14 protein-coding genes and 1 pseudogene are annotated in these 14,454 nt (G+C 38.4%); 9 read left to right on the top strand and 6 right to left on the bottom strand.

Annotated elements, in window-relative coordinates:
- Window positions 1–24: 24 nt before the first annotated feature.
- From CYP28_RS00995 to ccoG, 6 genes are all read right to left on the bottom strand, one after another.
- Window positions 25–252: an ATP-binding protein gene (locus CYP28_RS00995; RefSeq protein WP_084041844.1), complete on the bottom strand. Its 228-nt coding sequence runs from the start codon at window positions 250–252 to the stop codon at window positions 25–27.
- Window positions 253–268: 16 nt separating this feature from the next.
- Window positions 269–1,651: an efflux transporter outer membrane subunit gene (locus CYP28_RS00990; protein ID WP_103592755.1), complete on the bottom strand. Its 1,383-nt coding sequence runs from the start codon at window positions 1,649–1,651 to the stop codon at window positions 269–271.
- On the bottom strand, window positions 1,641–4,766 hold the full coding sequence (locus CYP28_RS00985; RefSeq protein ID WP_103592754.1) for an efflux RND transporter permease subunit: 3,126 nt from the start codon (window positions 4,764–4,766) through the stop codon (window positions 1,641–1,643). The genes CYP28_RS00990 and CYP28_RS00985 overlap by 11 nt, the downstream gene beginning before the upstream one ends.
- A 10-nt stretch (window positions 4,767–4,776) precedes the next feature.
- On the bottom strand, window positions 4,777–5,934 hold the full coding sequence (locus CYP28_RS00980) for an efflux RND transporter periplasmic adaptor subunit (protein ID WP_103592753.1): 1,158 nt from the start codon (window positions 5,932–5,934) through the stop codon (window positions 4,777–4,779).
- A 108-nt stretch (window positions 5,935–6,042) separates the two neighbouring features.
- Window positions 6,043–6,669, bottom strand: a complete 627-nt coding sequence (locus CYP28_RS00975) for a TetR/AcrR family transcriptional regulator (RefSeq protein ID WP_103592752.1) — start codon at window positions 6,667–6,669, stop codon at window positions 6,043–6,045.
- Window positions 6,670–6,699: 30 nt separating this feature from the next.
- A complete protein-coding gene (ccoG, locus tag CYP28_RS00970) occupies window positions 6,700–8,025 on the bottom strand; it encodes a cytochrome c oxidase accessory protein CcoG (RefSeq protein ID WP_103592751.1) in 1,326 nt (441 codons plus the stop codon).
- A gap of 138 nt (window positions 8,026–8,163) precedes the next feature.
- Between ccoG and rpsU the strand changes: the two genes are divergently transcribed.
- The 9 genes and pseudogenes from rpsU to CYP28_RS00925 all read left to right on the top strand — a co-directional run.
- On the top strand, window positions 8,164–8,376 hold the full coding sequence (gene rpsU, locus CYP28_RS00965) for a 30S ribosomal protein S21 (RefSeq protein ID WP_009294994.1): 213 nt from the start codon (window positions 8,164–8,166) through the stop codon (window positions 8,374–8,376).
- 103 nt (window positions 8,377–8,479) lie between these two features.
- Window positions 8,480–9,112 (top strand): DNA-binding protein, encoded by a 633-nt coding sequence (locus CYP28_RS00960; RefSeq protein WP_103592750.1) that lies wholly within the window; start codon window positions 8,480–8,482, stop codon window positions 9,110–9,112.
- Window positions 9,109–9,726 (top strand): UPF0323 family lipoprotein, encoded by a 618-nt coding sequence (locus CYP28_RS00955; protein WP_103592749.1) that lies wholly within the window; start codon window positions 9,109–9,111, stop codon window positions 9,724–9,726. The genes CYP28_RS00960 and CYP28_RS00955 overlap by 4 nt, the downstream gene beginning before the upstream one ends.
- 3 nt (window positions 9,727–9,729) lie before the next feature.
- Window positions 9,730–10,911: a glutathionylspermidine synthase family protein gene (locus tag CYP28_RS00950; RefSeq protein ID WP_103592748.1), complete on the top strand. Its 1,182-nt coding sequence runs from the start codon at window positions 9,730–9,732 to the stop codon at window positions 10,909–10,911.
- A 2-nt stretch (window positions 10,912–10,913) separates the two neighbouring features.
- Window positions 10,914–11,849, top strand: coding sequence for a D-2-hydroxyacid dehydrogenase (locus CYP28_RS00945; RefSeq protein WP_103592747.1), 936 nt, complete (start codon window positions 10,914–10,916; stop codon window positions 11,847–11,849).
- Window positions 11,849–12,607 (top strand): hypothetical protein, encoded by a 759-nt coding sequence (locus CYP28_RS00940; RefSeq protein WP_103592746.1) that lies wholly within the window; start codon window positions 11,849–11,851, stop codon window positions 12,605–12,607. The genes CYP28_RS00945 and CYP28_RS00940 overlap by 1 nt, the downstream gene beginning before the upstream one ends.
- Before the next feature lie 16 nt (window positions 12,608–12,623).
- Entirely contained in the window at window positions 12,624–13,121 is a 498-nt protein-coding gene (locus CYP28_RS00935; protein ID WP_103592745.1) for a YajQ family cyclic di-GMP-binding protein, read from the top strand.
- Between the two features lie 262 nt (window positions 13,122–13,383).
- Window positions 13,384–14,175: a YegJ family protein gene (locus tag CYP28_RS00930; protein ID WP_103592744.1), complete on the top strand. Its 792-nt coding sequence runs from the start codon at window positions 13,384–13,386 to the stop codon at window positions 14,173–14,175.
- 29 nt (window positions 14,176–14,204) lie between these two features.
- A pseudogene (locus CYP28_RS00925) lies at window positions 14,205–14,454 on the top strand (hypothetical protein); the annotation flags it as partial.

Here is a 14,454-nt window from a genome sequence, read left to right as displayed (position 1 = left end):
AGGATTTTGTCCTTAGATGAAAGATTAAGATTTTTTGATCGCTCTAATAGGAATAACAAATATTGCTGCGATCACATAAAAGGCAATACAAAAAACAGTCGCCATCATAAATATCTCGCCGATATCATAAAAGCTTGACTCAAGTCTAAATGTATCCACGTAATTTATCGCAAACCATAATGCTACGCCAAGAGCGATAGCAAAAACAAAAAATCCCCAAGAAAACAAGAAATTTAATATCTTAGTTCCCAATTTCTCTCCTTTTTAATTATTTTTCTAACCTAAATCCGCCACCAAAAGCTCTATAAACTTCGACTGCACTATCGACCTCATCAAGCTTTGCTGAGACATCTTGTAATTTTGCTTGAAGCAAATTTCTCTCCGCATCAAGAAGCTCTAAATGCCCAATATAGCCAGCGTCATATTGCTCTTTGGCAAGCGAGTAAATTCTTTGTTGGGATTTTAGCAAATTTTTCACTTGTTCCAAAGAAATTTTTGCATTTTGCCTTGAAATAAGCGCATCTCTTACTTCGCCAAGAGCCGATTTTACCGCTGCTTCATAATTAACAGCGGCAATTTGTTCATTTGTTTTAGCCACTGCTACATTATTTTTTGTCCTACCAAAATCAAAAATTTTCTGTGCTAAAGAGCCCCCTATGCTCCATGTATTGGCATTTCCAACAAAGATATTTTCAAAATCAATACTTGAAAAGCCAAAAAGTCCAGTCAGTGAAATGCTTGGAAAATACTCAGCCCTTGCAACACCAACAAGAGCATTTGTAGCTTTTAAATCAGCCAGTGCCCTTGCTACATCGCTTCTTCTTAGCAAAATTTCAGAGCTAATGCCAGCACTTATCTCGGGAGAAGTTGGTAAATTTTGTGAGCTAGTAACAGCTCCATTTAAAATTTCATTATTACTTTTACCAGTCAAGATAGTTAGTGAGGTAATAGCCTTTGACTTTGCATTTAATATAGAAGCAAGATTGGTCTTAGCGCTTTCTACTGCTGCCTTGCTTTGCAAATAAGTCATCTCATTTATACTTCCAAGATCAAGCTGTGTTTTGCGAAGCGCTAGTGTATCTTCATAAGTTTTTAGAGTCTCTCTTAGCACAGCTTCTTGCATATTTAATGAAACTAACGCAAAGTAGCTTTTTGCAACACTTGAGCTGATACTTAGTCTCGCGCTATCGTAGTCAAATTTGGTTGCATTTAGACTTTCTTCGGCTGCTGCTACATTATTTCTTACTCTACCCCAAAGATCAATCTCATAGTTTAATCCTAAATTTATATCTGATTTTCTATAACGAGTTTGTGGTTGTTTAGTATACGTTTCACCGCTACTTTTTGCTTTTTCGTAGCCTACATTTAAATTTATACCAGGAAGCAAATCTGCCTCAGCTACGCCAAGGTTTGCTTTTGCTTTCTCTAAATTTAAATAAGCAACACGTAAATTTGTATTTTTCTCAAGTGCACTTTCTACTAGAGAATTTAAATTTTCATCGTTAAATTCTCTCCACCAAAGATCCCTTATATCGCTTGTCTCATAAGTGTAAGTAGATGTGAAATTTGTATCTACATTTGGCATATCTGGACGAAATGAGCAACCAGCTAAAAACGCCGCCGTTATAAGTATAAACGCCTTATTTCTCATCTTTTTTTGCTCCCTTTTTCCAGTATTTCTCATTTAAATTTTCAAGCAAATAATAAAACATTGGCACGAAAAATATAGCTATCGTCGTAGAAGCGATCATACCACCAACCACGCCAGTTCCTAGTGAGTGGCGAGATGCAGCGCCTGCACCTGTGCTTATAACCATCGGAAAGACGCCTAGAGTAAATGCAATTGATGTCATTACAATTGGTCTAAAGCGAAGTTTAGCCGCATTTATCGCTGAGTCAAATATACTCTTACCGCTATCACGCTCTTGCATTGCAAACTCTACGATCAAAATGGCATTTTTAGCTGCTAGACCAATAAGCAACAAGAGTCCGATCTCAAAGTAGATATCATTTGTTAGACCTCTTATCCAAACTGCTAGCAACGAGCCAAATACCGCAAATGGCACGGCTGTGATGACTGCAAGCGGGATGAGCCATCTTTCGTACTGAGCTGCAAGGATCAAAAAGACAAAGATCATACCAAAGATAAAGGCGACCGTGCCTGTTCCTTGAGAATTTACCTCTTGATACGCCGTTCCCGCCCAGCTTATAGCGTAGTCTTCGCTACTTAGCGTGTCATTTACGACCTCTTGGATCGCTCTGATCGCATCGCCTGACGTGTAGCCAGGTTTTGGATCACCCATGATCTTAGCTGATGGAAAGAGGTTAAATCTATCAACGATATCAGGTCCAATCGTTCTTGTAAGTGTTGCTACTGAATTTAGTGGCACCATGCCGCCATCATATGAGCGGACGAAAATTTTTCTTAGATCCTCAGGATTATTTCTAAAACTTTCCTCAGCTCTTGCATATACTCGGTAAGATTTACCAGCAAGATTGAAGTCATTTATATAGTAAGAGCCAAAAGTAGCGCCTATGGTGCTAAAAATTTCACTCTCGCTTACACCAAATAATTTAGCTTTTTCTTTATCAACTGTTATCTTAAACTGACGATAATTTGTCTCAAGCGTGGTTCTAACATTTGTTAGTTCAGGCCTTGCATTGGCTATTGCTGATACTTTTCTAGCGTCTGCTTCTATCTCATTGTAGCTCTTACCGCTTTTGTTTTGCAGATACATCTCAAAGCCACCAGTCATTGATAGACCCATGATAGGTGGTAAATTTACAACAAAGGTCATTGAGTTTTTAGAGCCCCAAAGCATGCCGTTAAATTGCCCAGCCAAAGCATCTGCGCCGTCTGTTGCACCTTTTCTCTCGCTCCAGTCTTTTAGTTTGATAAAGCTAATGGCTGAGTTTTCTCTAAGTGAGCCAGCTAGCATATCGTATCCTGCAAAGCCCATGGTAAATTCGACATTTGGGTTGCTCAAAATGGCGTTACTAATAGATTTTACCTCTTCTTTGGTCTTTAGCATATTTGTTGAAGGTGGAAGCGAGGTGATAACCATCAAAGCGCCCTTATCTTCTGAAGGCACAAGCCCTTTTGGCACTTTTTGAAAAAGGCCATACGTCGCAAATCCCATTATGCCAATGACTATAAAGCTGATGATGACATGTTTTAAAATTTTTGCCACGCCTGCTGTGAAAATTTTGGTACTAAAGTCAAAGAAGTCGTTAAATTTCTGAACTATCCAAAATGGCTTACTCTCTTGCCTTTTAAGCATAACACCACAAAGTGCTGGCGTAAGAGTAAGAGCGACGAAGCCTGAGATACAAACAGAGACGACAAGTGTTAGCGCAAACTGCTTTTGTATAACGCCTACAAAGCCCTCCATAAATGAGACCGGCACGAAAACCGCACAAAGCACGAGCACGATAGAGATAACCGGGGTTTGTACCTCCTCCATCGCCTTAAACGTGGCGTCTTTTACGCTTATATCTTTATCTTCATGTAAAATTCTCTCGACGTTTTCTATAACGATGATGGCGTCATCCACGACGATACCGATGGCAAGAACTAGGGCAAAAAGTGTGATCAAATTTATACTAAAGCCCATAACATAAAGTCCGCCAAATGTTCCTATGATAGAGACTGGCACGGCGAGCATTGGTATGATGGTAGCTCTAAAGCTCTTTAAGAAGAAGTACATTACGATAAGAACAAGTAGCATCGCTTCTATGAAAGTTTTTATAACTTCATCTATTGAGACGGTGATAAATTCAGTTGGGTTGTAGGCTATGGTGTGCTCTAGGCCAACTGGGTAGGTTTTCTTTAACTCTTCAAGCTTTGCTTTGACTGCTTCCGCAGTTGCAAGTGCGTTTGCATCGTTTTGTAAAAATAGCAAAAGCGGCACTGCTGGCTTGCCATTTAGCATAGCATCTGATGCGTAGCTAGCAGCTCCAAGCTCAACTGTGGCGACCTCTTTTAGTTTTACGACGCTGCCGTCCTCACTCTTTATCAAAATTTCACTAAACTGCTTTGGATCTTTAAAACGTCCCTCAGAAACGACCGAATAAACATAAGGATTTTCACCCTTTGATGGCTGCTCGCCGATCTTACCAGCGGCGTATTGTGAGTTTTGAATTTTTACTTGAGAGATGACGTCGCTTGGAGTTAGTTTAAACTGAGCAAGTCTGTCTGGCTTTAGCCAAATTCTCATCGAGTATTCTTTGTTGCCAATTAGCGCTGTATCACCGATGCCATTTACTCTTTTGATCTCGTCGGCGATGTTTAAATTTACATAGTTATATAGCTCAACTAGGTTCATATTTGGATTTGTAAAGCCAACTACTTGAAGGATCGAACTACTTCTTTCACGCACCGTTACGCCCATATTTTGCACCTCTTGAGGCAATCTTGAAAGGGCAGCTTGCACGCGGTTATTTACATCGATCGTAGCTTGTTTTGCTGATGATCCGATCTTAAAATATACACTTATATTCATAGTGCCTGCAGAGCTTGATGTGCTTTGCATATAGAGCATATTTTCAACACCATTTATCTGATCCTCAATGGCGCTTGCGACTGAGTCAGCGATCGTCTGTGCATCAGCACCGCTATATGTCGCAGTTACAGAGACAGTAGGCGGGGTAAGACTTGGATACTCCTCTATAGGAAGCCCCTTGATGCCCATAAAACCTGCTATAACTATGATGATAGATATAACAGTTGCAAATATCGGGCGGTTTATGAAAAATCTTGAAAACATCTATCTGCCTTTACTTGCTACTTGTAGCGTTTGCATCTTTGTTTAAGAAATTTGCGCTTAAGTCTTTATCAGTTTCAACTGGTGCGCCAACTCCGATTTTAAGGAAGTTATTAACTATTATCTTATCGCCCTCTTCAAGGCCCTCAGTCACTACGACCATATCTTTTGTTTGGTAGCTAGTTTTTACATTTTTCTGGCTTACTTTGCCATCTTTTACAACCAAAACATAAGTGTTTGTAGCGCTTTGTTGAAGGGCAACTTGCGGGATGTTAAAGGCATTTTTTTGCACAAATCCGCTCATCTTTATATGACCAAACGCACCTGGTAAAATTTTACCTTCGCTGTTATCAAAACTAGCCTTTGCCAAAACGCTGCCAGTTGCCGTATTTACGACGTTATCTATAAATGTCACTTTGCCAGTGAAATTTTCATTGTTTAAATTTAAGATAGCCTCGCTATTTAGTTGCTGCCAAGCGCCGTTATCTAAATTTGCTTTTCTGCTTAGATTATCCACGTCTGCGATGTAAAAGTCAGCCTCGATCGGATTTATCTTTGTTAGTCTTACAAGCTGAGTTTGGCTTGCTATGACAAGTGAGCCAACATCTACTTTGTTATCGCCAACAACGCCGTCAAATGGAGCCGTGATAGTTGTATAGCCAAGATCGATCTTGGCATTTTTTAAAGTTGCTTTTGCGCTTACTAAAGTTGCATTTGCGATGTCGTAAGCCGCAACAGCTGCGTCGTAGTCTTTTTGAGAGACTGCATTTTTCTTATAAAGGGCAGAAATTCTTTTAAACTCAGTCTGCGCATTTTTTAAATTTGCATTTGCCACGCCAACAGCTGCATCAAGCGAGTCAAAGCTGGCTTGATATTTTTCTGGATCTATCAAAAATAGCTTATCTCCAGCCTTGACCTTGTCGCCTGGCTTAAAAAACTGCTTTATGATCGTGCCACTAACTTTTGGATAGATGATGACATCTTGGTTGCTAGTAACTGTGGCTGTGTAGTCAAAACTAATAGGCACATCTGCTTTTTGTGCAACAAATATATCAACATGAGATATTGGCATCTGGCGACCTGCTGCCGCTTTATTCTCTTTATTTTCAAAACAACCACTTAGAAATAAAACTGCAACCGAAAGCACAAGAGCACTTTTAAAATTTACCATAAAAACCTCTCTTAATTTTAAATTTTAATATCATATTTAGTTTTTGTAATAATTGTTACAAAAATTTAAAGTTCTCGATTCTATTAGAAAACAAATAAAAAGTCAATTTTATTTTTTACTAATTCCATTCAAAAACAGCTCTACACACAAGCCAATATGCTTTTTACGCTCTCTTTCACTAAGCTTTGGTTCTTCATTTATCAAAAGCGAATCATAGTAATAAGCCCCGATCACGCTTTGTATAAAGTACTTTGCAGCAAATTTGGCTGAAAATTTTGAATCAAGCTTGGCTTTTACTTCGTCTCTTTCAAAGAAATTTATAAGCACAAGATCGATCTTTTTTAAAATTTGATCTAAAAACGTCTTACCAAGCTTGCCACCATTTTTAGAACCCTCGCTCATCATTATCCTACCAAGAGAGATATGCCTTTTGCTGCAAACGATAGAAAATATTATGGTTGCAAATTTGGTTAAAAATTCCTCCAAGCTGTGAGAAATTTTAAGATCTATTTTCTCATCGATCTCTTTTATAAGGCTATCTATCTCTTGCTCAACGATCGCCTCAAAAAGCCCCTCTTTGTTCTCAAAAAATGTATAAATGTTAGAAAGCGATCCGCCACTTATCGCTACGATATCACTTAAGCTTGTCTTTTCGTATCCTTTTTCTAAAAATAGCTCAAGTGCTGTTTTTACGATAAGTTCGTATCTTTTTTTACCTTTTTCTGAGATCGCCATCTTATTTCCTGTTAAATTTTTGCTATTTTATCATCTTTTAGGATAGATAAAAGTGCTTTGCCTTTGAACGCTGATAGCTGGCTCGTCAGTGGCGTAGGCTTTTATATTTATATGTTTTAAAAGATCTTTATCGCTTAAATTTTCATTTTTTGATTTTAGCGTGACGATTACTCGTTGTTTTGCGCCAGCTTTTAATATAAATGGCTTATTTGGACGAGAAATTTCTATATTCTTATCGTCTACTTCAAAGTAAAAGGCGTGCTCTTTATTTTGTGTGTTTTGCACCAAAAATACGTAAGAATTTTCGACTTCATTTTCACCTAAAATTTTATAAAGCTCGCTTGTTCTATTTATGTTTAAAAGCATACTTTCTTTTTTGCCACCCATCAATACCCCAGCTGTTAAGACAATGCCCAAAATGACAAGATAAGCAACCGTTCTAAAGCGTAAAATTTTGACTCTTTTTTGCTCCTTTATAGAGTTTATACTTCTCCACTCAATAAGCGAGCTTTCATCAAAATGCTTCATCACTTTAGCGCAAGCATCGCTACACTCTAGACAATTTATACATTCAAGCTGCATGCCTTTTCTTATATCAATGTGCGTTGGGCATATCCTCACGCATGCCTCGCAGCCAGTACACAGCGCGCCCTCTTCTTTTGGCTTTTTAAATTTCTCTTTTCCGTTATAGATTACGCCGCCTCTTTTTTGATTGTAAATAACTTGGATCGTATCGTTATCAAACATCACTGATTGCACCCTAGCGTAAGGACAGACATAAATGCAAAAATTTTCTTTTAAAATGATGACATCATAAACTAACCAAATAGCGATAACAAACCAAAATGCAAGCAAAACTCCATGTTCGCTTGGCTCTTTTAAATAAGCGAAAAAATCAAGCGGTGGCACAAAATACCATAAAAAATTCGCCGAAATAATAAGAGCTAAAACACACCAAATTCCAACTGCTAAAGCACGCTTTAAAATTTGTCCTTTTGGCTCATTTTGTTTATTTTGGATATTTTTTCTGATCTTTAAAATTTTAGTTTGTAAAAGGTCACGAAATATCGTTCTAAAAATAGTTTGCGGACAGCTCCAACCGCACCAAATGCGACCTGCAAGTGTCGTTAGAAAAAATATGCTTAAGAACAAAATGATAAATAAAAATGGCAACAAGTAAAGCTCTTGCATATCAAATTTTGTAAAAAAGAGATCAACTCTACTTTTATCAAAACTTAGCAAAAATAGCTGTGCATCATTTATCCTGATAAATGGCAAAACAAAGACAAATAGCGTAATACAGGCGAAAAAAATGTAACGCCTCTTGGCGTAGCTAAGATGAAAATCCTTTGACATAATAAGCCTTTTTTGAAATTTTATGATTATAAAGCTTATGGCATTAAAAGAGTTTTAAAAAAAAATAGTTAAAAGCTTAAATTTATGAAAATTAAACTATACTCACGGCTTATTTTAATCTGAAAGGTGGTGAGGACGTTGCCTGGTATTAAGGTACATCCTAACGAGTCATTTGACGAGGGTTACAGAAAGTTTAAAAAACAAACTGACCGTAACTTAGTAGTAACTGAAGCAAGAGCTAGACGCTTTTTTGAGCCTAAAACTGAGATTCGCAAAAAACAAAAAATTGCAGCTCGCAAGAAAATGCTTAAGCGTCTTTATATGCTTAGACGCTACGAGTCAAGACTCTAAAACCAAGACAAAGAGGGCTTTGCTCTCTTTGTTTAACTCTTCTTTTAGCCTTATTTTTTTATAATCAAAGCAAATTTTTTATTTTATTTTAAACGGAAATTCGATGCAAAAGCTAGCTATAAACGAAGCTGCAGAAATTTTAGGCATAACAAAAGAAGCAGTCTATAACAGAATCCGCCGTGGTTCGATAAATACAGTCATTGAAAATGGCACAAAATTTGTCATCCTTGATGAAAAACCAAGTAGCGAAAAGGCCACAAAATCCGCTCCAAAAAGTATAAAAACCAAATCCCAAAATGATGAGTTTGTAAATTATTTGCTAAATGAGTTAAGCGAGCTAAAGAGCTTAAATTTAAACTTGCAAGCCGATAAAGATAGGCTTTTTAAAGAAAAAGAGCAGATGCTAATCGAGCGAAAAAATGAAATTTTGCAAATTTATAAAGATAGAGATGAAAAGCTCATGCAGTTTCTAAATGCTATGCAAAGGCCGCTTTTAACACAAAAAAACGACGATATGCCAAATAATGAAGCAATAGAGGCCGAGATAGAAAATGAGTCAAAATGGATAAATTTAAGTGAATTTTTAAAGGAGCTAAATCTAAAGCCAAAGGCAACAAAAAAAATCAGTGAAAAGATAATAAAAGCGATACACCACTCAAAATTTATAAAATTTAAAAGAGGCGTGATACTTGTTAGAAAACATAAAAATTTAAAAGAGTTGATAGGAGAGATATGAAACACATTAAAAAAATAGCTACTTATGCTGCGGTGGGCGGTTTTGGTGCGATCGTTATGGCAGGCCTTGCAGGTTGTGGAAGCAACGATGGCGGCAACGAAAATGCACTAAATGAGGTTGCACAAAAAAATGGTGCCTTTGTCATCATCGAAGAGAGCGCGCCTGGAGTTTATAAAATTTTAGAAGAGTATCCAAGTACTGAAACTAGAGTTGTACTAAAAGACATAAACGGTACTGAGCGTGTGCTAAGCAAAGACGAGATCGATAAGCTCCTAGCTCAAGCAAATGCAAATATTGACAATGGCACTTCAAATTTGACAAAAGCGAGCGACGCACAGCTAAGTAGCGGCGGTCTAAGCCTTGGTGAGACGATACTTGCCTCTGCTGCTGGAGCGATACTTGGTAGCTGGATAGGTAGCAAGCTTTTTGGAAATCAAAATTTCCAAGCTACTCGTCAAAATTCTTACAAAAATCCAAGCGCATACACAAGAAGCGTTGATAGCTTTAATAAGCAAAAAGCGGCAAATTCTGCCGCAAGAAGTAGTGGTGGCAAGAGTGGATTTTTCGGTGGTGGATCAAAATCAAGCTCTAGCTCATCAAGCTTTGGAGGCTGAAAAATGATAAATTTAAAAAAAATCACGCCATTAAATAACGAATTTATGGAGAAAATCGGCTTTGCATGGCATACAGATAACGATAACAGCTCATATATCGCAGATGAGATCGTGCAGGTAAAAGCAAGTGAGGCGGATGCTTATTACGAAGCAGCAAACGAACTATATGATATGTACGTAAATGCTGCTCAGCATGTCATTGACAACAACCTTTTTCACGAGATAGGCATACCATTTAACCTCGTTGATATCATCAAAAATAGTTGGGAAAATGACGTTCATTGGCATCTTTATGGTAGATTTGATCTTGCAGGCGGGCTTGATGGCAAGCCGATAAAACTGATCGAATTTAACGCCGATACGCCAACGGCAGTCTTTGAGACAGCGATCATTCAGTGGGCGATGCTAAAACTAAATCATATGGATGAAACAGAGCAATTTAATAACCTTTACGAAGCTCTAAAACAAAATTTCAAGCGTCTAATCGCTCTTGGCGACGATAATGTAAATTTTGATGATGTTTACGAGGGCTGGGGGATACTCTTTAGCTCTATTGCTGGCAGTATAGAGGACGAGCAAACCGTGAAATTACTGCAATACATCGCAAAAGAGGCTGGCTTTAAAACCGACTTTGCTTACGTTGATGAGGTCGTTTTTAACGATGACGAGGGGATTTTTAAAGGTGATGAAAATTTTGAGTACTGGTTTAAACTCGTGCCTTGGGAGAGCATAGCGATCGACGAGGGCGAGCTAGCACTCATACTTTCAAATATCATCAAAAACCAAAAAGCCATCATCATAAATCCCGCCTACACGCTACTTTTCCAAAGTAAGGGAATTTTAAAAATTCTTTGGGATCTTTATCCAAATCATCCACTCTTGCTTGAGACCTCAAACGAGCCATTAAAAGGCAAAAAATATGTGAAAAAGCCGGTATTTGGCAGAGAAGGAGCAAACGTCTCGATACACGATGAAAACGGCACACAAATAGCAAGTAACGAGGGCGAATACGACTCAAATAAAGCTATCTATCAAGAATTTTACGAGTTTAATCAAGATGAAAGAGGCGATAACTACCAAGCAGGCGTATTTTACGCTTATGAAGCGTGTGCGCTTGGATATAGAAAGGGCGGCAAAATTTTAGATAACTACTCTAAATTTGTAGGACATTTCATTAAGGACTAAAGATGAAGATCGTTTGTTTAGACGCGGCAACGCTGGGAGAAAACGTAGATCTTAGTGTTTTTAAGAAATTTGGCGAGTTTATCAGCTACCAAAAAACCAAGAGCGATGAGGTCGTGCCACGTCTAAAGGGCGTTGACGTCGTCATCACAAACAAGGTCATCATCGACAAAGCCGTGATTGATGCGCTAAATTTAAAGCTTATCTGCATAAGCGCAACTGGGATGAATAATGTCGATCTAGAACATGCAAAAGCTAAAAATATAGCTGTAAAAAACGTCGCTGGCTACTCAACCGCAAGCGTTGTGCAGCACACATTTGCCATGCTTTTTGAGCTAACAAATCACATCAAATTTTATGGTCACTACGTAAAAAGCGGAGAGTGGGTGAAGAGTGAAATTTTTACCTATCTTGGCGCAAACATTAGCGAGATCGCTGGCAAAGAATTTGGCATCATCGGACTTGGCGAGATAGGACGCGGTGTGGCGGCAGCGGCACGTGCATTTGGCGCAAACGTGAGCTACTACTCGACAAGCGGAGTAAATAACAATAGCGAATTTAGGCAAAAAAGCTTAGACGAGCTACTAAGAAGTAGCGACATCATCAGCATCCACGCACCGCTAAATGAAAAGACTAGAAATTTACTAGGCGCAAACGAGATAAATTTGCTAAAAGATGATGCGATAGTGCTAAATTTAGGACGTGGTGGCATAGTGGACGAAGCGGCGATGGCAAGGGCGATAGATGAGAGAAATTTACGCTTTGGCACCGATGTTTTAGAAAGCGAGCCGATGAGCGAAAATAGCCCATTTTTAAATGTAAAAAATAAAGAAAATCTACTCATCACGCCTCACGTGGCATGGGGCAGCTTGGAGGCTAGAAAGACACTCATCGCAAAGATCGTCGCAAACATCGAAAATTTCATCAATGAGAGCAGATAATGGGCTATGATATAAGCTATCACGCCATTAGCGAAGATGAAATTTCAAAGTGGTATTTTGAAGCACTTGAGCTTGCAAGGGCTGGTAAATTTGACGAGGTTTTAGCGCTTGCTAGCAAGGCTGGCGTAGAGGAATTTTACGCGCAAAAGTACAAAGATACACTAAGTGCTGCACTGCAGTATAAAGACGATGAAATTTTTAACAAAACTCATGGCTTTTGTATCGCTGTTACTCAAGGATTTTTTAGAAAATATTTCTACACTCGGGGCACAGCACTAAGCTCTTTGGCCCGACAAAATGAGAAATTTAAAAACTATATCAGCAACTGGCGAGAAATTTTACCAAGCGAGTTTTTGGATAAATTTAGTGGCGAAATTTACAATGAGATCACCGAAAACTACTGCTGTGGCGCTTATGTAAACGCTAAAAACGTAGCTAAACTAAAGGCTGACTATGAAGCAGGTGGCGAGATAAAAGAGGCGATTGATGGCTTTTACGAGCAAAATTTACCTGCATTTTTAGATGCTCTAAACTACGCATGCGAGCTAGAAATAGGCCTGCTTGAGGCCACTGAGGTCGTGGAGCCAAATCCACTTGATCTAAACAAATCAAGCTCATATTCAAACCTCTTTAACTGCGATCCAAAGGGCGCTATCATCTACGCACAGACCGCGGTGCAGCAGATTGGCGAGGCAGTAAAGCAAGAAGAGACTGGCAAAAAGTCACTTTTTGAGAAGATCAAAGGGCTATTTAAATAAATTTGAAAGGATAAAAATGGCAACTGAGCATAGTTTTGATATAAGTGCCGAGGTCGATATGATGGAGGTTAAAAACGCTCTTGAGACGGCAAAAAAAGAGATCGCGGCTAGGTATGATTTTAAAGGGCTTGCAGCTGAAGTCGAGCTAAATGAAAAAGAGAAATTTATCACGCTTCTTAGCTCAAGTGATAATAAGATCGACGCATTAAAAGACATCGTGATCTCAAAGCTCATCAAGCGTAACATCCCACCAGTTGCGATCACGGAGACAAAAAGAGAGCCAGCGAGTGGTGGAAATTTAAAAGCGACGCTAAAGCTAAATGACACGCTTGATAACGAAAACTCAAAAAAGATCACCAAAGCGATCAAAGACTCAAAGATCAAGGTGAGTGCGCAGATCAGGGGCGAAGAGATCAGAGTGACAAGTAAGAGCATAGATGACTTGCAGGAGTGTATAAAGCTAGTGAGGGGGTTAAATTTAGAACTTCCGATAAGCTTTAAAAACCTAAAATAACGGCCTCTCGTGAGTGCCTTTAAATGAGCTAGAAAAATTTTCACTCCGCAGGCTGTATGCCTAGCGCACGCTTATTTTTTCGTCGCAACATTTAAATCCATCTCACGACATTTTTGTTTAAATTTGGCAAATTGCTTGGATAAATTTGCGAAATTTCGCATGATTTTTGTATCTAAAATTTGACGTATTAGTGGGTGAAATTTCGCCTTATTGTTTTGCATTCAATTTTGATCTATCTAAGATTAAAAAGAAGGACAAAAAAATGAGCTTTTTTAAGAAAATTCTCGGTAAGCAAATCGATCTTGGCAAGCAAATGCCAATCTATTTTGTAAGTAGCGACGAAGACTATATGCAGCGTGCGTTTGAGCAGGCCAGAGAGAGCTTTAGATATTTTTGGCGTGAGGTTTACTGGGAGCGCCACAGGATCGTACCTATGCTTGACTATGCAATGGTAAAAATTTGCTTTTTAGATGTCGTAAATGGCGAAGAAGTCGGCGAGCACATGTGGATAGACGATGTGGAATTTGACGGTGAAACGATATATGGCACGCTTGTAAATGAGCCAGATAGCGTACAAAACGTGAAAATAGGCGACCAAATAAGCGCAAAGATAGACGAGATGAGTGACTGGCTATTTTCGATAGATGGACGCGCATACGGAGGATTTAGCGTGCAGGCGATGCGCTCACGCATGCAAAAGAAAGAGCTAAAAGAGCACGATAAAGAGTGGGGGCTTGATTTTGGGGATTTTAACGATATCTTGGTAGTTTACGAGCAAAAAGAACACCCTGAAAATTTGATAGAGCATCCAATGAGCAAAAATACGTATGAGCAAGTAAAGCAATATATAAAAGAGCACCCAAATATGGTCACGGATGCTGATGAGTTTGGCTATACGCAGCTTCATAACGAGGCGATCGCTGGAAATTTAAATCTTGTAAATCTTTTGCTAGAAAACGGTGCTGATAAAAATGCCCGAACAAAAAGTGGCAAAACGGCAGCTGAATTTGCTGAGAATTTGGGCTGGAGCGAAATCGCAAAGGTGCTTAAATAGCAAGTTTTGTAAAAATTTAGGATTTAAATTTGAGTTATCAAGATATTTTAAATAAAAAAGATGAGAGTGTTAAAAACTCTATAAACTTTATAAATTTCATTAAGAAAAAGTTTTCAAATGCTCACATAGCAAGCAGTAAACAAGGTAAACTCATAGCTCTTTTAAATGAAGAATATGAATCTTATCTTGAGCTAAATAGAACAAATTTTATTGAAATTTTAAAAAAGCTTAACGAATTAAAAAAGCAAATTTGTTTTATGATTTTAGATATAAAAGATG

The organism is Campylobacter concisus (assembly GCF_002914195.1).
GTDB lineage: Bacteria > Campylobacterota > Campylobacteria > Campylobacterales > Campylobacteraceae > Campylobacter_A > Campylobacter_A concisus_M.
Note: the sequence above shows the minus strand (reverse complement) of the source record. Positions and strands in the feature narration are given on the sequence as shown.